Below are 22158 nucleotides of genomic sequence, written 5' to 3'. Positions count from 1 at the left end.
CCTACTCTGTTTCTATCAGTGCTTTAAGCCCGGATTTATAATCCGGGTACTTTAAATCAAGCCCCAGTTCCTGCTTTATCTTGGTATTATCAACACGTTTGTTTTCTGTATAAAAGCTCCGCGCCATAGGGCTAAGATCTGCGGTTTCCCAGTTCTCTAGCACGGGTGCGGGAACCCCCATCAGGCGTGCGGCTTCAGCTATCACTTCATGGGGGGGGCACGGTAGATCGTCTGCCAGATTATAAATGCCACCTTTATAGGGGCCTGTTATAGCGGCCCATAAAGCGGCGGTAATATCTGTCACATGGATACGACTAAAAACCTGACCGGGCTTTAGGATGCTTTTGGCTTTGCCGGTCTTCAGGCTTTGGATCGCATTTCTGCCGGGGCCATAAATGCCAGCAAGGCGGAAGATAAAGCATGAGGCCTTTATGTTCTTCGCCAGCTTCTCCCAGCTTTTTTCTGCTTCCAAGCGACGTGTGCCGCGTTCAAGCGAAGGGTTTGGCATGGTTTCTTCGGTTACCCAATCGCCGCTGTGGTCACCATAAACATTTGTGCTTGAGAGATAGCAGATGGTTTTAATGTTTTCGCTGTTTAAAAGGGCTTTTTCCCAGACAGAAAGCACAGGGTCTGCGCCCTCACGGGTTGGGGCGGCTGTTATCAGAATATGCAATGGCCCATCCCTTGTAGGCAGGCGGCCACTTGTGAAATCTATTGCTTTAAAGCCCTGTTTTTCAAGCATTTGTCGCGTTTCATCAGACCTATATGTGCCTGTTACCAGCCAGCCGTTTTCCTGTGCCTGCGTCATAACAGGCACGGCGCTGTAGCCGGGTCCAAATACAAGTAACTGCTTGGGCATTGCATTTCCTTTGGTCTGTATCAATTACTGCCTTGAAATTGTCACGGGCACTGTGCAGCATGCGCGGCATGAGTCGCAACAATTTCATAAAAAAATCTATAGCTACCTTTTGCTTTACAGTAACGGGCTGGAACGGTGTTTGTGCAGATGCGGGGGAAGACCGTTACATAGCGTGCCTCGATATGGCAGCAGTTGCGCCAGACAAAGCAATTAACGAAGCGCTTGTGTGGCAAACAAGCGGCGGCGGCGTACCGGCCCGGCACTGTGAAGCTATTGGGCTTTTTCATCTGCATGAATACGGCGAGGCGGCTATGCGCTTTGAACTGATTGCAGAAGATATGCGCGTTGGTAAAGGCATGCCTGTTCGCGACGGTAAAAGGTTAACGGCAACAGCGGCGATGCTGGCAGATATGTATGATCAGGCAGCAAATGCCTGGCTGTTGGCAGACGAGATTGTGCGAGCAGAAAATGCTGTCGACCTTGCGCTTTCATTGGTGCCTGAAGACAGCCAGCAAGAGCTTGACCTGATACTTGACAGGGCCCGGATTGCGGCCGCTGACGGCGACTATGTAATGGCGCTTGAGGATATAGAATATATCCGGCTTAAAGATGCCAGCCGCACCGATCTTCTGGTCTTTCTGGCCGCTTCTGCGCGCGGTACCAAACATTATGCAAAGGCAGATGCTGCCATTACTGAATATTTGGCTTTATACCCAAATGACCCGGCGGGGTATTTGGAGCGCGGTAATCTTTATGATGCAACGGGTAAGGCGCAGGAGGCGCGTTTAAGCTGGTTAAAGGTAATTGAACTGTCACCAGACAGTGTTGATGCAGATGCTGCCCGCGCCAATCTTGAAAGGCTTGATATGAAAAGGCCAGAGATTAAAGAAATACCGACCGCTAAAAACTAAAATGCGATTCGTAGAGATCCGGCAGGTTGTTTTCAAACAGCACCACGTCGCCTTTTTTCCAGTTCGCTTTTACCCATGTTTCGGCTTCTGCTTGGGCTTCAAAGGTCATAACTGTTGTAGCACCTGTGTTTGCACCGTTTAGGCCTGCTAAAAAGCTTGGGATCCGGTTGGGCGTTACCACTAGAACAATATCGCAGTGCTGTGCAGCAAGCGCCCCGAGGCGTTCGTGCTCCGTATCGTGAATAGCCCCCAGTTCTACCATTCCCGGTGTCACAAGAATGCGTTTGCCGCCGTCAACCAGTGCATCAAGGCTTTCGAGCGCAGAAGCAAACCCAACAGGGTTTGAGTTATAGGCATCGTTCACAAGGGTTGGGCCGCCTGCTGTTTGGCTAACCTCCAAGCGGTGGCGGATTTGCGGCATAGAGGCAAGGGCTCCCTTAATGGCCGCCCAAGGCATACCAAGGGAACGGGCACAAGCTGCTGCCAGCAAAATGTTGCCAGATTGATGCCGCCCAAAAAGCGGTACTTTTAAAATATGGACTTCGTCTTTATCTTTCACCGTGAGTGTGAGGCCAGTTTTATCCTGCACAAAACCAGCGAGCGAAATATCGCCCTCTGGCCCCACGGTAGTATAGTTGCCCGGCACAGCTTTCATGCTGGTTTCCAACAATGTTTTCTCAATACCGTCTGTGCTCACCACAACGCCGCCGCCTTTTTCAAAAACGGCTTCCGCAAGCTCAAACTTTGCGGCAGCCACGGTTTCAAGCGACTTGAAGCGTTCATAGTGAGCCGCGCCAATCGCTGTAATAAGGCCAGCGTCAGGCGGTGTTAGCTTGCAAAGCCGGGCGATTGATCCGGGGCCGTAAGCACCCATTTCAACGATAAAATACTGATGTTCGGGCTTTAGCTGCTCCCGAATAACGCGGGTGATGCCCATTTCTGTATTCACACTGCCGGGTGTTGCAAGCGCTGGTGCGCCTGCCCCTAAAATGTGGGAAAGAATGTGCTTGGTCGATGTTTTGCCGAAAGACCCGGTAATGGCGATGACACGCGGGTTTATTTCCTTGAATTTCTGCACAGCTTCGGCCCGGTAACCAGCTTTTACCCTCTCTTCCATAGGCTCAAGAGATTTGTTGGCAAGCACCAGCACAAGCGGCAAGCATTGAGCATAAACTATTAACAGCGCGGTACCGGCAACATACTGCCAGTCATATGTCAGGTGTGCAAAACCAAAAATATCCCACCAGCTATCAGATTGGGTGCTGATACGCAGGCTATAGTGGTCACCGTTTGGGGCGAGGCTACTGATAAGGCCAATTGCACATAGAATAGCTGCTGCGATAAGGCCGTAAACATACAGAATACGTTTTGCCCGCGCTGTAAGCACCAGCGGTTTTTTTGAATGTTTCCGGACAGAACGGGAGCGCCCAATGCCGTGTAACAACCCGAGAATAGCGAGCGGCAACAAACTATAACCCAGAACGGCGAGCATTTGGTTGTCTGTGCTGGTTGGCACTAATAGCTGCGATAGGGTGCCGCATAAAAGTGCGGCCAAAAGCCATGTGCTGGCGGTTTTATCGAAGCCGTTTTTATGTTGAAGCCACTTTAGAAACCGGGGGCCGTCATACTCTTCCTGCTGAAAGAACATCATGAGGGTTAGGCTGCGTTCAACAGCAAACCATAAGGCAAAAAAGCCGATCAGGCCGGGCATAATAAGGGCTTCAGGTATCATAGTTTAGATAAATCCTTCAGAAAGGTTCGTATGAGGGATTCACACTGGTATGCGCCTCTGGTCAGAATGTCGTGGTGATTATAGCCTTTCAACTCTTCATAGCGGGCGATGGGGATCAGGCTTTCGTAGCGCCTGCCAATTTCAGGCGGCGTGTCGACATCATCACTGCCATAGACCAGTAAAGCCGGACACCGGATGTTTTTTGCAATCATGCTGAGGTCTTCTGTCACAGCGCTAACAAGCACCGGCCGTAAAGCGCCAGAATTTTTATAATCTTTGCTGCCAAACCTGTTGGAATAGGCGTCGTATAAAGTTGTCCAGAACAATTTATCAACAAGGCGCGCTGCCTTGCCCATAAGCTTTAGCATGCTCGCTTTTATCTTAAAAAATAGTGACCGACGCCGTTTTAATCCGGCCCCGCTGATCAGAATAATGCCCGCAACATGTTCGGGGTATGCAGCGGCTACTTGAACAGCAACACGGGCGCCGTAACTATGGCCAATGATGATATGCTTGTCGCCGTCCCGTAATTGCAGGGCCAGTGCATTTGCATAGTCGCGGGTAGATACATGTGCTTCTGGCAGCAGGGGGGTTTTTCCAAAGCCGGGCAGGTCATAAAGTGTGTTTTTGCAGGAGGCATTGAAAAGAGTTGCAATGCGCCCAAGGGCTTTATGGTCGCCGCCCCAACCATGAAGCCATATAATGCTGCAAGGGCCGCTGCCGTCCGTATGGCTATGCCAAGGCTTTGTGTCAGTCATTAATCAGCCCGTGTGAAAATGGAGGCGCCGCCCGTTCCAGTGTCTGTTGCGCCGAGCCTATTGGCGGATAGGGCAAAGCCTTCTTCCACTACTGCAGTGGTGAGCTGCAGAAAATTGATAGGTTTTGCAGCCGCTTCCCAAAGAAAATAAGCAAAAGAACCGGGCACGGTGTTCACTTCATTAAGCCATAATTCGCCGGTTTTGCTATTGCACAGGAAATCAACGCGCACACTGCCTGCAAGGTCTAGCAGGTCAAAAACATCTGCTGCGCTATTTCTAATGAAGGCTTCCTGCTCGGCGGTTAGTTCGGCAGGGTTTAGCTCGCGGTTAAGCGATGCCATGCCTTCACTTGGGCCGCTATCCAGTTTGGGGCCGCCTACGGTGCCGCCGGCCAGATATTTATTTTTAAAATCCAGTAGTTCCGCCTTGCTTAGGGGGCGCTCGATAGCGGATGTTTCAACCATACCCTGTTCACCGCGTCTGCAGGCAATATTATATTCCGTCAGGTTTTCAACGAAGGGTTCGATAATGGCTTCGCTGTCCATCCGGAAGGCGGTCATAAGGCAGGCAACAAGGCTGTCTATGTCGTTTGCTTTTCCAACACCGACACTTGAACCCAAATTACAGGGCTTAATGATCAGTGGCCAAACTTCTTTCCCAAAGGCGGCTTTCATGTCTGCCTGTAGTGTATCTGGGTCAACAAAACTGCCTTTGGCGGGGCGTTTTACCACAAGATCTGGCAAAACATGAATACCAGCGGCGCGCGCGTTTGTTTTGGCAAAAGGCTTGCTCATGGTTGCGGCAGCCCCAAGTGTGCGGCAACCAGCATAGGGGATTGCTGCAAAATCAAGCATGCCTTGAAGGGTGCCATCTTCACCGTTAGAGCCATGAATTGCCGGTACAATAAGATCGAAGGAAATGCTGGATGTTTTTTCGCCCAGCAAACCTTTTTGACTAGCAATGAATCGTGGTCTGCCATTTGCGGGGGTGGCAAGGTCCAGCATTATTTGCTTTAAGCCTTTATGGGCCCCACCAGTAAGAGGGTAGTGGCTGCGTTTCAGCAGCGCATCGCCTGTCCACCACTGGCCAAGCGGGTCAATATAAACCGGTATGCCGTCATATTTTATGGGGTCGAGGGCTTCCAGAAACTGCAAGCCTGATAAAATACTGACATCATGTTCGACGCTGCGGCCGCCAAAAACAACGGCAATGACCTTTTTGTCGGGCATAACTCCCCCTCTGGAATAATAGCTTTATAACCATGTAGACAATTCGTGCGCATTCGGAAAGCCAAATAACTAAAAAAGCATGTTCTTTTAAAGGCAAATCTGTTTGTTTCAGGGTGTTTGGCGGCACAGCGGGCTTTGAGAGCAGTCAGCAAGGCAGCTGGCGATTGATGTACCCGGCGGGTATCAGGGGGCGGGATATGTCAGACATAAAAGAAGCCCCCGCAGGTTTTGCTGCGGGGGCGCCTAAAGATTACCAGTTTATTCTTTTTGTTCGGTCTCAAACACAACCCGGCGTGTTTTACCACTTTCGCCGGGGAAGTTTTGGAACAGGGCATCAGCCAAGAAAGGCACAACCTCTGGCACAGACTTGCTGCGCACTTCTGTGTCGGCACGGCCTTCAAAAATGACTTCGCCGGTTGGTTTTCTCAGTTCAACCGTCAGGGTAATGGTATAGACCGTGCTGGCAACTATTCTGTCTGGCCCAAAAGGGTCACCGTAAAAGCCGGGGCTATGCCAGTAACGGCCCCACGACCAGTAACCATGCCAGTATGGGTCGAGATTACCGGGGCGTGTTTCCAGCTTTTCACGGCCATCGTTTACCGTCACGTCAAAGCCTGCAATCAGCTCAGGCTCAGATTCCCCAGTTTCTTTGTAGCCATAGCCTTTCAGGTGGGATGCAATAACGTTTGCATACTGCCTATACTCGAGGCTGTCTTTTTTCTCGGCATTCATGGGTACAAGCATCACACGCTCGCCGCCGGGCACCGTCATTTCATGAAATGTTGCCACATTGCTGCGGAATGTAGTGGCGCATGCCGAAAGCGCAAAGATGCTAATCGCCAAAAAAAGCCGGTTTAGAATAACGTTCATCAATAGACCTCCGCAAAAAACCTGATGCCACTATAAGCCGTAGCAAAATTGGTTCAACTGTTATCGGGTCACATTACAGTGTGGGACCTGAACGGATGCTGAACAACATGGGTTTATGACAAAAACCCGACTGCCTTTTTCACGTCTGCCAGTATCGGCGCTGAAAGGGCTTGTGCTTTTTCGCCGCCTTCTTTCAGGAGGCTGTCGATATAGGCTGGGTCTTTTTGCAGGCGCGCCATTTCTTCTGTAATGGGGGCCAGGTTTGTTACCACTACTTCTGTGAGGGCTTTTTTGAAATCACCAAAACCTTTGCCTTCATATTGGGCGCACACTGCATCGCGGCTCATGTCCGTTAGGGCGGCGTAGATACCCACCAAATTCTGAGCTTCGGGCCTGCCTTCCAGCATGTCTGCTTTTGGCGGCAACAGCTCAGCATCTGTTTTGGCTTTGCGAATTTTCTGTGCCAGCGTGTCGGCATCGTCGTTCAGGTTTATGCGGCTGAATTCAGACGGGTCTGACTTGGACATTTTTTTGGTACCGTCGCGCAGGCTCATAATCCGGGCGCCTTCGGCCTGAATGATAGGTTCGGTCAGCGGGAAAAGTTCAATGCCGTAGTCGTTATTGAACTTTTGGGCGATGTCGCGTGTTAGCTCAAGATGCTGTTTCTGGTCTTCGCCCACAGGTACGTGGGTTGCTTTATACAGAAGGATGTCCGCCGCCATAAGGTTTGGGTACACAAACAGGCCAGTTGAGGCGTTTTCGCGGTTTTTGCCAGCTTTATCCTTAAACTGGGTCATGCGGTTTAACCAGCCAATGCGGGCGACACAGTTAAAAATCCATGCAAGTTCGGCATGGCCCGGTACCCGGCTCTGGTTAAAGAGGATAGATTTTTTCGGGTCAACACCGCTCGCAAGATAGGCGGCCGCTGCTTCGCGCACTTGGTCCTTCAGGGCTGCGGGGTCCTGCCACACAGTAATGGCATGCATGTCAACCACACAGTAAATGCACTCATAGCTATCCTGTAGGCGCACCCAGTTTCTGAACGCACCAAGATAGTTACCAAGATGCATATTCCCAGAAGGCTGGGCGCCAGAAAAAACGCGGTTCGTCACGGTATATCTCCATACAGGAACAACTAAAGTCAGTGGGCGTTATGGCAACTGCCCCGGCCCGGGTCAAGCAGGATCAGGCGTTAGGGCGCACAAAACGCTTTAGTTCAGCAGTTGTTAGGGTGCGCAGGACAATATTTACCAGCACGTAAACCAGAATGCCAACCACAATGATGCCAGCAAGCGATGCAACGCGTGTTAAGCCATCTGTCAGGAAAACGGACGCACTTTCACGGGTGATAAAATAAACAGCAATACCCATCACAGCGCTTGAGATAATACATTTGGCCAGGCGGATGAGGGTGATTTTCTCCAGTGTTAAGTGGTTTCGCTTTCTGAGGCCGCCGTATAACAAACCCGCATTTACCCATGCGGCAATCGCGGTTGCGGCAGCTAGGCCGACGTGAGCAAAATACTGGATCAAAATGAAATTCAGTGTGGTGTTAATGATCAGAGACACAATGGCAAAACGCACCGGTGTGCGTGTGTCTTTGCGTGCAAAATAGCCGGGGGTTAGGGCTTTGGCAATAACATAGGCGGGCAGGCCTGCTGCATAAACCATAAGCGCTGCAGCCGTTGCATTTGTATCATGGGCGGTGAAGGCATCTCGCTCGAACAGGGTTGCGAGAATAGGCCCGGCCATAATCGCCAGGGCAATAGCGGAGGGCAGCGTGAGAAACAGGGAAAACTCTATTGCCCGGTTTTGCTGGCCGTTTGCGCCTTTGTGGTCATTGACGGACAGAAGCCTCGAAATGCTGGGTAACAATACGGTACCGACAGCAATACCAATAACGCCGAGCGGTAACTGGCTTAGCCTGTCAGCATAAAATAACCACGAAACCGATCCTTCCGGTAAAAACCGGGCGGCAATCAGCACATCAATTAAAAGATTGATCTGCGTAACGCCGGCACCAATAGCGGCAGGGCCTATGATCCGCAATAGTTCTTTCACGTCAGGTGATAAAGTTGGCCTTGGTAACTTTAATGAAACACCCAGTTTTCGGGCAACGCCGTATAGCCAAATGAGCTGGGCAACACCTGCTGCCGAAACAGCGATAGATAAGGCACGGGCACCGCCTTCTTCTGTTTCGCCGTACAGCAACAGCGAAGATATCATGCATACATTAAGGATAACTGGCGCAAAAGCGGCAGCAGAATAGCGCCCAAAGGCGTTTAACATGCCTGCATAGAAAGAAACGAGCGAGATAAGGGCCAAATAGGGAAAGGTGTAGCGGCCCAGTTCCACCACAAAATTAAACTTGGTGGCATCACCCTCAAAGCCGCCGGTTAGCCCTAACATAAAAGGGGCCATCGCAATTTCCATAATCACCAGAAAAACAAGCAAAACCGGCAATTGCCATGCCAGCACACGCCCGGCAAAAGCTTCGGCGGCAGCTTTGCTTTCGGGGGTAATATCCTTGCCAAGGGCACGGGCAAACAGAGGCACAAACCCCACTGAAAACGCCCCTTCTGCAAAAAGTCGTCTGAAAAAGTTAGGCAGCTTAAAAGCAATAAAAAAGGCATCAGCTGCCATGCCTGCGCCCAGATACCGGGCCATCAGCAAATCACGAATTACACCAAAAACACGGCTGAGAAGTGTATAGCCGCCTACGGTCGAAATACCCTTTAAAAGGCTCATATAACCAGTTCCTGTGGTGCCTTGTCATCGGTGTCAGCACCGGCACTGTTTTTGGGGCGGCCAAAAATGGCTTCGCCGCGCGATGCTTTAAGGAGTTTATCTTCAATATTCCTTAGACGCACCTTGTTGGTAATTTTTTGGCCGATAAGATCCCTGACATAAAAGACGTCAATTGCTCTTTCGCCGTACGTGGCAACATGCGCCGAAAATATGGAAAGTTTAAGGCCGTATAAAGCATACGCCAGATCATAAAGAAGCCCGGGCCTGTCCTTTGCATTCACCTCTATAACGGTGGACCAATTTGAGGCTTTATTATCAATCAGCACAACGGGTTCAATTTCAAAAGCAGCATCTTTATTGCCGTAGATACGCTTGTTTTTCAGGCGTTCTTTTGGTTTTACGTTGCCCTTCAGGGTTTCCAGTATGGTTTCTTCAAGCCGACCCAGTTTTTCTTTGCTGTTAAATGTATCGCCGTCTTCATCGTGAACAACAAAGTTATCGACCGCTAAGCCGTCGCGGGATGTATGGATTTTAGCGCCCATGATGGTGGCACCGGCAACACCGAGGGCGCCCACAATACGGGCAAACATACCGGGGTGATCTTCGGTATAAACCGCGACGTTTGTCATGTCCTGAAAGGTTTCAATGCGCGCGGAAACGCCGAGCAGGTCGCTTGTGGCATCTGTTGCGCGTATAAGTTCTGCGTCTTGTACCAGTGTGTCGTGGTCTTCCGCAATCCAGTAGGCGTCATTCATGCGGGTATAATGTTTATCAAGATCAACGGCACCCCATGCCTTGAGGGTTTCGCCGAGGGCGTCTTTTTTCATTTGCACACGTTCACTGCGCCCGCGTGTTGCGTGACCGGCCATCAGCACCTCTTCTGCAGCGCGGTATAATTCGCGCAGCAACTGGCCTTTCCAGCCGTTCCAGATGCCGGGGCCTACAGCCCTAATGTCTACAACAGTTAAGATCAGCAGAAGCCTAAGCCGTTCCGGGCTTTTCACCAGTTCACAAAAATCTACAATTGTTTTGTGGTCAGACAGGTCACGCTTGAAAGCCGTATTGCTCATCAGCAGGTGCCAGCGAACCAGCCATGCAACGGTTTCTGTTTCAGCCGGTTTTAAACCGAGACGGGGGCAAACAGCATGGGCTACTTCAGCGCCAAGTTCAGAATGGTCGCCGCCGCGGCCTTTGGCAATGTCGTGCAGGAGAACCGCAACATACAGCACCCGGCGCGAGATAATTTTTTGAATGACTTCAGAAGCAAGCGGGTGGTCTTTTTCAAGCTGCCCGGCTTCAATTTTAGACAGGAGACCAATCGCCCGTATTGTATGTTCGTCCACTGTATAGTGGTGGTACATATCATACTGCATCTGGGCAACCACTCGGCCAAAATCAGGCAAAAAGCGCCCAAAAACGCCAGCTTCATTCATGCGGCGCAGGTTTATTTCGCCTTCTTTCATCGAGGTTAAAATGGCGAGAAAGTCTTCATTAACCTCTGGGTCGCGGCGCACTTTTTGCGTGATGCGCCCAAGGTTATGCTGAATGATGCGCAGGGCATCGGGGTGAATATCCAGCCCTTTATCATCGGCAAGCCGGAAAATTTTAACCATGAGGCCGGGGTTGGTTTTGATGTCATCTTCTTTCAAAAGGGTAAGCCGGCCACCTTCAAGTGCAAATTCCTTCAGCTTTTTGGTTCTGCGAAATCTGGAAAAGAAAGTTTTTTGTTGCCGTGCCTCAAGGACGGCACAGAAAATTCGGGTCAGGTCGCCCACCTGTTTTGCCACCAAAAAATAGTGCTTCATAAAGCGTTCTACATCGCTTAGGCCGGGATGGTCTTTATATTTCAAAACATCGGCAAGTTGGCGCTGCATGTCAAATGTCAGGCGTTCTTCGGCGCGGTCTGCCAAAAAATGCAAGGCCACCCTTACTGTCCAGAGAAAAGCTTCAGCCTTTTTGAATTGCTGGTTTTCTTCATCTGTCAGAATTTCAGGATCAACGGCTTGTGTGCGGTTTACGCCGTATAGATAGCGGGCAATCCACCACATGGTTTGCAGGTCACGCAGCCCGCCCTTGCCTTCCTTGATATTAGGTTCAACCACATAGCGGCTATCACCAAGGCGCTGGTGCCGTTTATCGCGTTCTTCCAGTTTCTGTTCAACAAATTCAGCACCAGAGGTGGAAATAACGCGGCGTACAAAACGCTTCACCGCTTCATCGTACAGGGCTTTGTCACCCCAAAGATAGCGCGATTCCAGCAAGGCGGTTCTGATCGTAAGGTCTTCTTTTGCGAGCCGGGCGCATTCTTCACCTGTGCGGGTTGCGTGGCCTATTTTTAAACCCAGATCCCACAATACATAGAGCATGAATTCTACAACATTTTCTGCCCAAGGGGTTGATTTGTAAGGAATTAAAAACAGAAGGTCGATGTCTGAATAGGGGGCCAGTTCGCCGCGTCCGTAGCCACCTGTTGCCACAAGGGCAATGCGCTCTGAGGCGGTTGGGTTGGCAACCGGATAAACATAGGTCGTCACAAAATCAAAAATAATACGCAGGGTCTGGTCGGTTACATAACACAGCGAAGCCGCTGCGGTTTGCCCCTTGTCGCCATCATTAAAAAAGCGGGCTTTAACACCTTCCCACCCGTGCTGATAAGCAGGCTTTAGCATTTTGACCAGCTCAAGCTGCCACTTGTCACGCGGGTGTGTTTCCACCAACTGCTCAAGTTCTGTTACCAGCTGCTTGCGGTTTATAAGGTCTTTGCGGTTTCGAATATTTGACATAGGTGTCGCTTTTCCGTTTATCGCTTTTCAGCTGTTTCTTTAAGCTTATAAAGTATTTCAAGGGCTTCTTTGGGCGTCAGTTCGTCTGGTGTTACGCCAGCCAGCAGGGCTTCTAGTTCTGAAGGCCCACTATCAATGCTTTCATGTATAGCTGAAACCTGTTGAAACAAGGGTAAATCATGGATTAAGCCGTGGGCTTTGTCACCTTTATCGCTGTTTTCCAGGTGGCCTAATACTTGCCGCGCCCGGTTAATAACGGCGGCGGGAAGGCCCGCAAGCTTTGCAACCTGAATACCGTATGACCTATCAGCGGCCCCTGCCGCCACTTCGTGCAGAAAGACAACGTCGCCTTTCCATTCCCGCACTTTCATGGACCGCAGAGAAACACTGTCTAGCGTTTCTTTCAAGGCTGTAAGCTCGTGATAGTGCGTTGCAAACAGTGCCCGTGACTGGTTTATATTATGCAGATGTTCAACGGCGGCCCATGCAATGGAAAGGCCGTCGTATGTGGCGGTGCCACGCCCAATTTCATCCAGAATGACCAGAGATTTAGGGCCAGCCTGATTAAGAATGGCGGCAGTTTCAACCATTTCTACCATAAAGGTTGACCTGCCGTGTGCCAAATCGTCAGAGGCACCCACGCGGCTAAATAGCCGGTCGACAACACCGATAATGGCACTGTCTGCAGGCACAAAGGCACCCATTTGTGCCATAATGGCAATCAGGGCATTTTGTCTTAGGAACGTACTTTTACCCGCCATGTTGGGGCCGGTAATAAGCCAGAGTCTATCGTCCCCCGACAGGTCACAGTCATTGGAAACAAAGGGTTTGTTGTCATTTTTCATCAGCGCTTTTTCAACAATCGGATGCCGCCCGCCTTTAATATCAAAATTCTGGCTGTCATCCACCTCAGGGCGGACATGGCGGTCTTCTTCTGCAAGCACCGCGCATGCGGTTGCGACATCAAAAAACGCAAGGGCTTCGGCTGATAATAAAATTGTTTCGGACGACTTTAATATGAGGGCTGCCAATTCGGCAAAAAGCTCAGCCTCTAGGGAAAGTGCCCGATCAGCCGCCTCTGAAATTTTGCCTGCGAGCCTTGATAGTTCAGATGTTGAAAACCGGGTTGAACTCGCGAGCGTTTGCCGGTGAATAAAGGTTTCACTTAAAGGGCCGGATAGCATTTTTTCGGCATTTTTGGGTGATACGTCAATATGATAGCCAAGCACATTATTGTGGCGGATTTTGAGGGCGTTTATTTCTGTTTCTGACTGATAGCGCCCTTCAAGGGCTGCAATCAGCCGCCGGCTGTCATCGCGCAGGCTTCTATATTCATCAAGATTACTGTTATAACCTTTGGCAATAAAGCCGCCGTCACGGGCCAACAGCGGTGGCTCGTCCACCAGTGCTTTTTCCAGATGCGCTATAAGTGCACCGTGGTTTCCAAGGTCTTCAAGGGTGTTTTCAATTTGCATTGGCAGGTCTTCAAGGCTGCTTGCTGTGGCCCTAAGCCGAGCCTCTAGTGCTTGGGCGCTTTTTAACCCGGCGCGAATGGCGGCCAGATCGCGGGGGCCGCCGCGCCCAAGCGAAAGCCGTGCGAGCGCCCGCTCTATGTCTGGTGTGTTACCAAGAATGGTGCGGATATCCACACGTAAGGCATTTCTTGCCAGCATATAATCCACACAGTCGAGCCGCTCGTTAATGCGGACCGGGTCTGTAAGTGGGGCCGAAAGGCGTTTGGCGAGCAAACGCGCGCCAGCGCCGGTTACTGTACGGTCTATTGTCGCAAGCAGGCTGCCTGCTGTTTCGCCGTTTTGGGTGCGGACAAGCTCAAGGCTTCTGCGGGTGGCGGCGTCAATCATCATGGTGCTGTCAATTGAAAGCCTGCGCGGGGGGAACAGCTTCGGCAGCTTGCCCTTTTGTGTATCATCCAGATAATATATCAGAGCGCCAGCCGCCGCCAGATCTGCACGGGTAAAAGCGGCAAATCCGTCAAGGGTGGATACATCAAACAGGGTTTTTAGAAACCGTGATCCATAGCTGCTATCAAAATGGCTTGAGCCAAGTGGGCTGATAACTGGTCGCCAATCAAACAAGGCTTGTGCGATGACAGGGTCGTTACTTAAGTCGTCTGGAACAAGTAATTCGCCGGGCTGCAAGCGGGCAAGATCGGCATCAAGGCGGCCATATTTAGTGGGTAGAATGAAAAATTCGCCGGTCGACATGTCTGCAACAGCAAGCGACAGGTCTTTTTGCGCGCGGCCAAGGGCTACCAGATAATTATGGGTTCTGGGGTCGAGCAGGTTTTCTTCTGTAAGGGTGCCGGGGGTGACAAGGCGCACAATTTCTCGCCGAACAACAGATTTTGACCCGCGCTTTTTGGCTTCTGCCGGGTCTTCGGTTTGCTCGCAAACTGCAACTTTGAAGGATTTTTTAATCAGGCGCGACAGGTACATTTCTGAGGCATGCACGGGCACGCCAGCCATAGGAATGTCTTCACCGTTTAATTTCCCGCGTTTGGTAAGGGTGATATCAAGCGCGCGGGATGCTTTTTCGGCATCATCAAAAAACAGCTCGTAAAAGTCCCCCATGCGGTAAAATAAAAGGCTCTCCGGGCATGTTGCCTTAATCTCAAGATACTGGGCCATCATGGGGGTTACGGCAGGGTCAGCTGCCATTTTCACCCATTTGTTTTCGGGCGTTTCGGGCGCCGTTGTTATGTCAGCGGTGTTCACTGTCGTGGATTGTGGTTGGACGGTGCTAGATGACATTTTTTTTAAAAACCTGAATTTATGCAGTTAAATTTTATTTGTGTGTGGCTTTATGCCATAATTTACGGCATAGATACCTCGCTTTTAGAGCATTATGCCGCTCACGGCTACAAGAAGAAAAAAAGGATAATAAATGTCCAATAGCTCGTCCAAATTTACGGATGTGGAAGCACTACGATTCCATTCTGCCGGTCGCCCCGGTAAATTGGAAATTACCCCATCCAAACCTATGGCAACACAGCGGGACCTGTCACTTGCCTATAGCCCTGGTGTTGCAGTGCCAGTTCTTAAAATTGCAGAAGACCCTGATACAGCTTACGATTATACCACCAAAGGGAATTTGGTGGCGGTTATTTCAAATGGTACTGCCATTCTTGGCCTTGGCAATCTTGGTGCACAAGCATCAAAGCCGGTGATGGAAGGCAAGGCCGTTCTGTTCAAGCGGTTTGCAGATGTTGATTCGATTGATCTCGAAGTTGACAGTGAAGATATTGATGAGTTTGTAAACTGCGTCAAGCTTCTAGGCCCCAGCTTTGGGGGTATTAATCTGGAAGATATTGCAGCACCTGAATGCTTTATTATTGAGCAGCGCCTGCGCGAACTTATGGATATCCCAGTATTCCACGATGATCAGCACGGTACCGCTATTATTACGGCAGCAGGTTTTATCAATGCTCTTGATATTACAGGCCGCAATATACTGGATACCAAAGTGGTTGCCGTTGGTGCAGGTGCTGCCTGTATCGCCTGTATCGAACTTATCAAATCTATGGGCCTGCCGCACGAAAATGTAACAATGGTAGACCGTACCGGCGTTATTTATCAGGGCCGCGAAGAAAGCATGAACCAGTGGAAATCTGCCCATGCGATCGATACACCACACCGTACCCTTGCGGAAGCAATTGTAGGGGCTGATGTTGTTCTGGGTCTGGCGGGGCCTGGTGCCATTACAAAGGATATGGTTGCCAGCATGGCGGCAAAACCAATTATCTTTGCTATGGCAAACCCTGATCCGGAAATCACACCAGAAGATGTGCGAGAAGTGCGCAGCGATGCCATTATTGCAACCGGGCGCTCGGATTACCCTAATCAGGTAAACAACGTTCTTGGGTTCCCCTATATTTTCAGGGGTGCGCTTGATGTGCGGGCGCGTACGATCAATGAAGAAATGAAAATTGCAGCAGCAAAAGCACTCGCGGCTCTTGCACGCGAAGATGTGCCGGATGAAGTTGCCGCAGCCTACGGCGGTGATCAGCCTCATTATGGGCCTGATTATATTATCCCGGCACCTTTTGACCCGCGCCTGATTAGCCGATTACCCCCTGCTGTGGCGCAAGCTGCAATGGATACGGGTGTTGCCCGTAAGCCAATCGCAGATATGGAAGCCTATGCGGTTGCTCTGTCTTCGCGGCTTGATCCTTCTGCAAGTATGCTTTCGAGCATTTTTGAAGATCTGAAGCGCCGCGCCCCCAAGCGGGTTGTGTTTGCAGAAGCCGAGGAAGAAAAAGTTCTCCGTGCTGCTGTTGGCTTCAAGTCTGGTGGCTACGGAACACCTGTTCTGGTTGGTTACGAGGCGCCTATCCGCGAAAAACTGCGCGAGATGGGTATTGATGACGCTGAGTTCGAAATCAAGAATGCCAGCAATACCAAAAATACATCTGAGTATATCGACTATCTCTATAAGCGGCTTAACCGCAGAGGGTTCTTACTGCGCGATGTGCAGCGCCTTGTAAAACGGGATAGAAACGTTTTTGCAGCATGTATGGTAGCAACGGGTGATGCTGACGCGGTAATAACAGGGGTGACACGGCATTATTGGCGTGCGCTTAAAAACATTAAGCGTGTGATTGATCCGATGCCCGGCCAAATTCCATTTGGTCTTTCCATTGTGATTACAAAAAGCCGCACTGTTTTCATGGCCGATACAACGGTAAATGACAGGCCTGATGCAGAAATGCTGGCTGAAATTGCTATGGGCGCCGCTTATTTTGTGAAGCGTCTTGGTCATGACCCGCGTATTGCCTTCCTGTCGTTCTCAAACTTTGGTAACCCGCCATCTGATAAAACACATCATATTCAGAAGGCTGTTTCCATTCTTGAAAAACGTGATGTTGATTTCGAGTTTGAAGGGGAAATGCAGGCTGATGTTGCCCTGAATAAAGACCTGATGAAACAGTATCCTTTCATGCGGTTATCAGGCCCTGCGAACGTGCTTATTATGCCAGCGCTTCATTCAGCAAATATTAGCTTTAAATTGCTTGCCGAACTGGGCGGTGGCCGGGTTATTGGCCCTGTTTTGCTTGGCATGAGCAACTCTATTCAGGTAGCCCGCATGACAGCATCAGCCTCTGATCTGGTGAATATGGCGGCCCTTGCAGCGAGTAATGCACATGCGATTGATCAGTTTAAAGCTGAGATGCAAAAAGACGATTAAGAAGCGTTAAGCGATTAAAATTGTGGGATGGGTCTGACGCGTGCGTTAGGCCCATTCTTTTATTTTGCGGTATAGCGTTGAGGGGTTCAGCCCCAGTTTTACTGCCGCCATTCTTACTTTTCCGTTACACAGCGCTATTGTGTGTTCAATGATCCTGCGCTCCTGAACAGCAAAGGGTTCTATGGTATCAGGCTGTGTTTTGGATATGGGGGGCGGGTATAGTGAAGGGGCTTTTTGCGCTTGCCTCTGTATAGTGGCGGGGGACTGTCCCATAAGGCGCTCTAGCATTGCAGCACTTAGGCGCGGGCCATCATTTAATACCACTGCGCTTTGTATAACGTTGCCAAGTTCGCGCACATTACCCGGCCAGCTATGGGCCAGAAGACGGGCTTCGGCGGCGGGCTCAATAATGGTGAAGGTTTTGCCCTCTTCTTTTGAAAAGCCCGCAAGCAGGTGTTTTGCAAGAGTGACAACATCTTTGCCGCGCTCGCGGAGCGGTGGCAGGTGAATAGGAATAACATGCAGCCTGTAATACAGGTCCTCCCGGAAGCGGCCTGAGGCTACTTCTTCCCACGGGATACGGTTGGTTGCACAAACAAAGCGCACATTAACCGGTACAGCAATATTGCTACCAACCGGCACAACCTCACCAGTTTGGACAAACCGTAATAGCTTTGCTTGAAGATCAAGCGGCATTTCACAAATTTCATCCAGAAACAAAGTGCCGCCATGGGCGCTGACAGCCGCACCGTCACGGTCGGCAACCGCACCGGTAAAGGCGCCTTTTTTGTGGCCAAAAATCTCGCTTTCGATAAGATTTTCAGGAATGGCAGCGCAGTTTAAGGCGACAAACTTTTTGCTGTTTCTGGGGCTCATCTGGTGAATGGCTTCAGCGCACAGTTCTTTCCCTGTGCCAGATTCCCCCATAATAAAGACACTGGCTTTTGAGGGAGCACAGTCTTCGATCATGCGGTAAACAGCCTGCATGGCTTGGCTTTCGCCAATAAATTTGTCAAACTTGCGCGAATTACGGCCTTCAAACTGTTGCACCAAATTGGCGAGCCGGTGCATTTCAAGGGCATTTTTAACGGTAATGGTGATCCGGTCAGCGGTGAAGGGCTTGAGCAGAAAGTCATCAGCCCCTTCGCGCATGGCTTCAACCGCAACGGCGACAGAGCCATGCGCGGTTACTACAATAACGCGGGTGTCCCGCTTTGCCGCCTTAAGCTGCTTCAGAATGGTAATACCTTCCATATCTGGCAGTTTAAGGTCAAGTAGCACAACAGTGGGCGACTTTTCTGCAATGAGCTTCAGCGCGTCTGCACCGGTTTCAGCAATTTCAATAGGGACATCAAGGATACGCAAATATTCACGGTAGGTTAAAGCCAGCGTTGGGCTGTCTTCAACAATCAGGATGTTTGGTTTTATTGCAGTGGGTAAAAGTGCCATGGGTACCTATTGTGTTGTTATGGCTTATTGGTACTCTTTGTTGCAAAAAGAGACAAGTCTTTCGATTTTATGAAAATGCAATCTAGTTAGTGACGATTGTTTTACCATCGGTTGGTATAGTCAGGGCCTGAATCGGCACAGGCAGGTGAACATCATGCCCAAAATGCATGCAAACGAACATTCCAATCCCCCATCAGGTACCCATGATGTGAGGCATTATAAAAGGCGCTCTGTGCTTTGGCCTGCGCGGCTTATTGTGGGCAAGCATATTATAGCCTGTCAGATTTGGAATTTATCCCTTGGCGGCGCCCGTATTCGGGTCGATCTTCCGCTTAAAGAAGGGACAGCCTTGGTGCTGTCAGTGATCGGCCGGGGTGATATTCAGGCGCGGGTTGTGTGGGTAGAGGACGAGGCAACAGGCCTCGCATTTGATACACCCGCAGATAAAGTGAAGGTCATGTTTAGCGACCGGCTTCACATTTTGGGTCTTGACGCAGACTAGGTCTTGTCGTCATACCCGTTTCATGGAAAATAGACTTAAAACCAGCCTTTGGGTTGAAGCCCATGTGCGTAGCTGTTTTATTGCAGATATGCCTGCTTTTGTTGTGGCGCGCGGCGACAGCGACAGAGGCGGTGTGCTTTTGAAAATAAACCGGTTTAGCGCGGGGATAAGCCTGTTTGAACAAGCGCTTGATTTTGACGGCAATAAAGTATGGCGTACTGTAGCAGAGTTTTCAGGCACGGATGAACGCGGTGCAGACCTGCGGATTGCAAAAAAACGGGGTTTTGATGCGGATTTATGGGTGCTTGAAATTGAAGACCATAAAGCCCTATATCAGCCAGATGCACCGATAACTGATATGTGATAGCCTTAAATACTTGACCTTATGCTCGCTGCTTCATAGGTAAGTCTTTTAATAACCCTTGTGTCGGAATACGAATGAGCAAGCTTGAAATTATCAATGTACCGGATCCGTTACTCAGGACCACGTCACAGCCTGTTGGTCAGGTTGATGATGATTTGCGCCGCCTGATGGATAATATGCTGGAAACAATGTATGCGGCACCGGGTATTGGCCTTGCGGCCATTCAGGTTGCTGTGCCAAAACGCCTGCTTGTGATGGATACCGACGGCGGTGAAGAAGAGCAGAAGCCGCTTTTTCTGGTGAACCCTGAAATCATCTGGGAATCACCAGAATTTAATATCTATAACGAGGGCTGCCTTTCTGTGCCGGAACACTATGCAGAAGTTGAACGGCCTGCCGCGGTTAAGGTGCGCTATATTGACTATCACGGCGAGCAGCAGGAAAGGTTGATGGAAGGCCTTGCTGCAACATGTGTTCAACACGAAATTGACCATTTGGACGGCGTTGTTTTTATTGATTATTTATCCAAATTAAAGCGGAATATGATTATTAGAAAAGTTCAAAAGGCCACAAAAGATACACAGATTTTGTAGAAAGACCTCCTATGCGTCTCGCCTTTATGGGCACTCCGGATTTTGCCGTACCAACACTTGAGGCGCTGATTAGCGCCGGGCATGATATTGCGGCGGTCTATACCCAGCCGCCGCGCCCGGCTGGCCGCGGTAAAAAGGACCGTAAAAGCGCAGTTCACCTCGCAGCAGAGCAGGCCGGGCTAGAGGTTTGCACACCGCCTAGTATGAAAGATGAGGCTGCCCAGCAAGCCTTTGCTGCCTTAAATCTTGATGCTGCTGTTGTGGTTGCATACGGGCAACTGCTGCCTGTTACCGTTTTAAACGCGCCAAAGTTTGGCTGCCTTAACGTGCATGCATCTTTGCTGCCCCGATGGCGCGGTGCTGCCCCTATCCACCGGGCGATTATGGCTGGCGACACAGAAACCGGCGTTTGCATCATGCAAATGGAAGCAGGCCTTGATACTGGCCCCGTTATATGCCGTGCCGTAACACCGATTAAGAGTGTGGATACAACGGCAAGCCTACATGATACGCTGGCGGAGCAAGGCGCGGCGCTTATTAATGAAGCACTGGAAGGTTTTGCTGCGGGCAAGCTTGTGCCTATAGCCCAAGCGGAGGAAGGCGTTACCTATGCGCGGAAAATTGAAAAATCAGAAGCTAAAATAGACTGGTCTTTAACCGCAGACGAAATTGACCGTCAGGTGCGCGGGCTTTTTCCGTTTCCGGGCGCATGGACAGATATTGCGGGCGAACGCGTAAAAATATTGTCTGGAACGACTTATGACAAAACTGGCACGCCAGGGACAAGCCTTGATGACCAGTTGCTCATTGCGTGTGGCAAGGGGGCATACCGGGTTGATAGGGCACAGAGGGCGGGCAAAGGCCCCGTGAAAACGGCCGACCTGCTCAGGGGATTTCCGGTGCCATCTGGCAGTGTGATAGGATAAGACCATGCAGCGTTTTCGGTTGCTTGTTGAATATGATGGTCGCCCATTCAGTGGCTGGCAACGACAGGCAGGTACGCCGTCAGTGCAGGAAACGCTGGAAGAGGCCGCCCGAAAAATTGCCCCACATGAAAGAATTGTTGTTCATGGTTCAGGCAGGACGGATGCAGGTGTTCATGCGCGGGGCCAAGTTGCCCATATTGATCTTGAACGTGAAATATCTGCAGATAATCTGCAAGGTGCCTTAAACTACCACACTAAAGGCTGGCCAGTGTCGGTGCTGAAATCAGAAGTTGTTCCAGACAGCTTTCATGCACGGTTTTCTGCGAAGAAGCGCCATTATATATACCGTATTATCAATCGCCGGGCGCGTTTAACATTTGATAAAGGTCTGGCGTGGCATGTTAAAACGCCGTTAGACGCAGACGCGATGCAGGATGCCGCGCAGGTTTTGGTGGGGCAACATGACTTTACAACCTTTAGGCATATCCATTGCCAAGCAAAAAGCCCTGTAAAAACAGTTGATTACATTCATGTTGAAAGACAGGGAGACGAGCTGCTTGTTAAGGTTGGTGCGCTTTCATTTTTACACCACCAGATACGGTCTTTCACCGGTACCTTGCAGCTTGTTGGGCTAGGAAAATGGACAAAAGCAGACCTGAAGGCCGCACTGGAAGCCCGTGACCGCACGGCGCTTGGGTTGAATGCGCCGTCTGACGGCCTATATTTTGACAGGGTTGAATACGACTGTGATCAGGCAGCGGCCCCAACCGGCCCAACCAGCATGGCATAAAGGGCGCTGGCGTCAGAGGTGCCGCGCAGTTTAGCACATGTTTTTTCATCGCGCAGTAAACGCGAAACACGGGCGAGTGCCTTTAGGTGGTCTGCGCCCGCTTCTTCGGGTGCAAGCAGCATAAACACCAGATCAACAGGCCTGTCATCGACCGATTGAAAATCAACCGGGCTTGAAAGCTTGGCAAACATGCCGGTAATAGTGTCAACACCGGCCACACGGGCATGCGGAATAGCAACACCCTTGCCAACACCAGTGCTGCCAAGGCGCTCGCGCTCAAGCAGCTTTTCAAAAACCAGCCTGTCATCAAGCCCGGTTTTTGTAGCCATTTTTCGTGCGAGTGTTTGTATAACGTGTTTCTTGCTGGATGCTTTGAAATCCAAAAGGATACTGTCCGCGTTCAGCAGATCTTCAATCTCCATAGCCCTTTTCTTTCTGC

18 protein-coding genes are annotated in these 22158 nt (G+C 50.4%); 7 read left to right on the top strand and 11 right to left on the bottom strand.

Translation table 11 applies throughout. From position 1 onward, the window contains the following. Position 1: 1 nt before the first annotated feature. Positions 2–859 (bottom strand): SDR family oxidoreductase, encoded by an 858-nt coding sequence (locus ICL80_RS02045; protein ID WP_194214471.1) that lies wholly within the window; start codon positions 857–859, stop codon positions 2–4. 68 nt (positions 860–927) lie between these two features. On the opposite strand from ICL80_RS02045, the gene ICL80_RS02040 reads away from it, so the two are divergent. Then, positions 928–1770 (top strand): tetratricopeptide repeat protein, encoded by an 843-nt coding sequence (locus ICL80_RS02040; RefSeq protein ID WP_194214470.1) that lies wholly within the window; start codon positions 928–930, stop codon positions 1768–1770. Here the strand turns inward: ICL80_RS02040 and ICL80_RS02035 are convergent. From ICL80_RS02035 to mutS, 8 genes are all read right to left on the bottom strand, one after another. Next, a complete protein-coding gene (locus ICL80_RS02035; RefSeq protein ID WP_194214469.1) occupies positions 1760–3502 on the bottom strand; it encodes a Mur ligase family protein in 1743 nt (580 codons plus the stop codon). The genes ICL80_RS02040 and ICL80_RS02035 overlap by 11 nt on opposite strands. Beyond that, positions 3499–4260, bottom strand: coding sequence for an alpha/beta fold hydrolase (locus ICL80_RS02030; RefSeq protein WP_194214468.1), 762 nt, complete (start codon positions 4258–4260; stop codon positions 3499–3501). Before ICL80_RS02030 ends, ICL80_RS02035 begins: the two co-directional genes overlap by 4 nt. Then, a complete protein-coding gene (locus tag ICL80_RS02025) occupies positions 4260–5489 on the bottom strand; it encodes a D-alanine--D-alanine ligase (protein WP_194214467.1) in 1230 nt (409 codons plus the stop codon). Before ICL80_RS02025 ends, ICL80_RS02030 begins: the two co-directional genes overlap by 1 nt. A gap of 258 nt (positions 5490–5747) precedes the next feature. Beyond that, positions 5748–6359 (bottom strand): DUF4136 domain-containing protein, encoded by a 612-nt coding sequence (locus ICL80_RS02020; protein ID WP_194214466.1) that lies wholly within the window; start codon positions 6357–6359, stop codon positions 5748–5750. Between the two features lie 113 nt (positions 6360–6472). Continuing rightward, positions 6473–7471 carry a tryptophan--tRNA ligase gene (gene trpS / locus ICL80_RS02015; RefSeq protein WP_194214465.1) on the bottom strand — a complete coding sequence of 333 codons (999 nt, stop codon included), beginning with the start codon at positions 7469–7471 and terminating at the stop codon, positions 6473–6475. A 73-nt stretch (positions 7472–7544) separates the two neighbouring features. Beyond that, positions 7545–9107, bottom strand: coding sequence for a murein biosynthesis integral membrane protein MurJ (murJ, locus tag ICL80_RS02010; RefSeq protein ID WP_194214464.1), 1563 nt, complete (start codon positions 9105–9107; stop codon positions 7545–7547). Next, positions 9104–11890: a [protein-PII] uridylyltransferase gene (locus ICL80_RS02005; protein WP_194214463.1), complete on the bottom strand. Its 2787-nt coding sequence runs from the start codon at positions 11888–11890 to the stop codon at positions 9104–9106. The genes murJ and ICL80_RS02005 overlap by 4 nt, the downstream gene beginning before the upstream one ends. A 17-nt stretch (positions 11891–11907) precedes the next feature. After that, positions 11908–14568: a DNA mismatch repair protein MutS gene (mutS, locus tag ICL80_RS02000; protein ID WP_380083602.1), complete on the bottom strand. Its 2661-nt coding sequence runs from the start codon at positions 14566–14568 to the stop codon at positions 11908–11910. Between the two features lie 226 nt (positions 14569–14794). Between mutS and ICL80_RS18230 the strand changes: the two genes are divergently transcribed. Further along, positions 14795–17095 (top strand): NADP-dependent malic enzyme, encoded by a 2301-nt coding sequence (locus ICL80_RS18230; RefSeq protein WP_194214462.1) that lies wholly within the window; start codon positions 14795–14797, stop codon positions 17093–17095. Positions 17096–17140: 45 nt separating this feature from the next. Here the strand turns inward: ICL80_RS18230 and ICL80_RS01990 are convergent, their stop codons facing one another. Continuing rightward, positions 17141–18544 (bottom strand): sigma-54-dependent transcriptional regulator, encoded by a 1404-nt coding sequence (locus ICL80_RS01990; protein WP_194214461.1) that lies wholly within the window; start codon positions 18542–18544, stop codon positions 17141–17143. A gap of 154 nt (positions 18545–18698) precedes the next feature. Between ICL80_RS01990 and ICL80_RS01985 the strand changes: the two genes are divergently transcribed. The 5 genes from ICL80_RS01985 (at position 18699) to truA (ending at position 21719) form a co-directional block, all read left to right on the top strand. After that, the gene (locus ICL80_RS01985) at positions 18699–19046 is read left to right on the top strand and encodes a PilZ domain-containing protein (protein ID WP_194214460.1); all 348 of its coding nucleotides are present in this window, start codon (positions 18699–18701) and stop codon (positions 19044–19046) included. 22 nt (positions 19047–19068) lie between these two features. Further along, positions 19069–19410 carry a DUF1491 family protein gene (locus tag ICL80_RS01980; protein WP_194214459.1) on the top strand — a complete coding sequence of 114 codons (342 nt, stop codon included), beginning with the start codon at positions 19069–19071 and terminating at the stop codon, positions 19408–19410. 74 nt (positions 19411–19484) lie between these two features. Further along, entirely contained in the window at positions 19485–20003 is a 519-nt protein-coding gene (def, locus tag ICL80_RS01975; protein WP_194214458.1) for a peptide deformylase, read from the top strand. A gap of 11 nt (positions 20004–20014) precedes the next feature. Beyond that, complete coding sequence (fmt, locus tag ICL80_RS01970; protein WP_194214457.1) at positions 20015–20929, top strand: methionyl-tRNA formyltransferase; 915 nt, start codon at positions 20015–20017, stop codon at positions 20927–20929. A 4-nt stretch (positions 20930–20933) separates the two neighbouring features. Continuing rightward, entirely contained in the window at positions 20934–21719 is a 786-nt protein-coding gene (gene truA / locus ICL80_RS01965; protein WP_194214456.1) for a tRNA pseudouridine(38-40) synthase TruA, read from the top strand. On the opposite strand, the gene ptsN is transcribed toward truA, so the two are convergent. Beyond that, complete coding sequence (ptsN, locus tag ICL80_RS01960) at positions 21680–22141, bottom strand: PTS IIA-like nitrogen regulatory protein PtsN (RefSeq protein ID WP_194214455.1); 462 nt, start codon at positions 22139–22141, stop codon at positions 21680–21682. The genes truA and ptsN overlap by 40 nt on opposite strands. Positions 22142–22158: the final 17 nt, after the last annotated feature.

Source organism: Kordiimonas pumila, from assembly GCF_015240255.1.
Classification (GTDB): domain Bacteria; phylum Pseudomonadota; class Alphaproteobacteria; order Sphingomonadales; family Kordiimonadaceae; genus Kordiimonas; species Kordiimonas pumila.
Note: the sequence above shows the minus strand (reverse complement) of the source record. Positions and strands in the feature narration are given on the sequence as shown.

Coding starts and splice junctions, on each gene's coding strand:
- ICL80_RS02045 (WP_194214471.1), bottom strand. CDS start 859: ATGCCCAAGCAGTTACTTGTATTTGGACCCGGCTACAGCGCCGTGCCT.
- ICL80_RS18230 (WP_194214462.1), top strand. CDS start 14,795: ATGTCCAATAGCTCGTCCAAATTTACGGATGTGGAAGCACTACGATTC.
- mutS (WP_380083602.1), bottom strand. CDS start 14,568: ATGGCAGCTGACCCTGCCGTAACCCCCATGATGGCCCAGTATCTTGAG.
- ICL80_RS02020 (WP_194214466.1), bottom strand. CDS start 6,359: ATGAACGTTATTCTAAACCGGCTTTTTTTGGCGATTAGCATCTTTGCG.
- ICL80_RS01990 (WP_194214461.1), bottom strand. CDS start 18,544: ATGGCACTTTTACCCACTGCAATAAAACCAAACATCCTGATTGTTGAA.
- def (WP_194214458.1), top strand. CDS start 19,485: ATGAGCAAGCTTGAAATTATCAATGTACCGGATCCGTTACTCAGGACC.
- ICL80_RS02035 (WP_194214469.1), bottom strand. CDS start 3,502: ATGATACCTGAAGCCCTTATTATGCCCGGCCTGATCGGCTTTTTTGCC.
- ICL80_RS01985 (WP_194214460.1), top strand. CDS start 18,699: ATGCCCAAAATGCATGCAAACGAACATTCCAATCCCCCATCAGGTACC.
- ICL80_RS02025 (WP_194214467.1), bottom strand. CDS start 5,489: ATGCCCGACAAAAAGGTCATTGCCGTTGTTTTTGGCGGCCGCAGCGTC.
- ICL80_RS02030 (WP_194214468.1), bottom strand. CDS start 4,260: ATGACTGACACAAAGCCTTGGCATAGCCATACGGACGGCAGCGGCCCT.
- ICL80_RS01980 (WP_194214459.1), top strand. CDS start 19,069: ATGGAAAATAGACTTAAAACCAGCCTTTGGGTTGAAGCCCATGTGCGT.
- fmt (WP_194214457.1), top strand. CDS start 20,015: ATGCGTCTCGCCTTTATGGGCACTCCGGATTTTGCCGTACCAACACTT.
- truA (WP_194214456.1), top strand. CDS start 20,934: ATGCAGCGTTTTCGGTTGCTTGTTGAATATGATGGTCGCCCATTCAGT.
- ICL80_RS02040 (WP_194214470.1), top strand. CDS start 928: ATGAGTCGCAACAATTTCATAAAAAAATCTATAGCTACCTTTTGCTTT.
- ptsN (WP_194214455.1), bottom strand. CDS start 22,141: ATGGAGATTGAAGATCTGCTGAACGCGGACAGTATCCTTTTGGATTTC.
- ICL80_RS02005 (WP_194214463.1), bottom strand. CDS start 11,890: ATGTCAAATATTCGAAACCGCAAAGACCTTATAAACCGCAAGCAGCTG.
- murJ (WP_194214464.1), bottom strand. CDS start 9,107: ATGAGCCTTTTAAAGGGTATTTCGACCGTAGGCGGCTATACACTTCTC.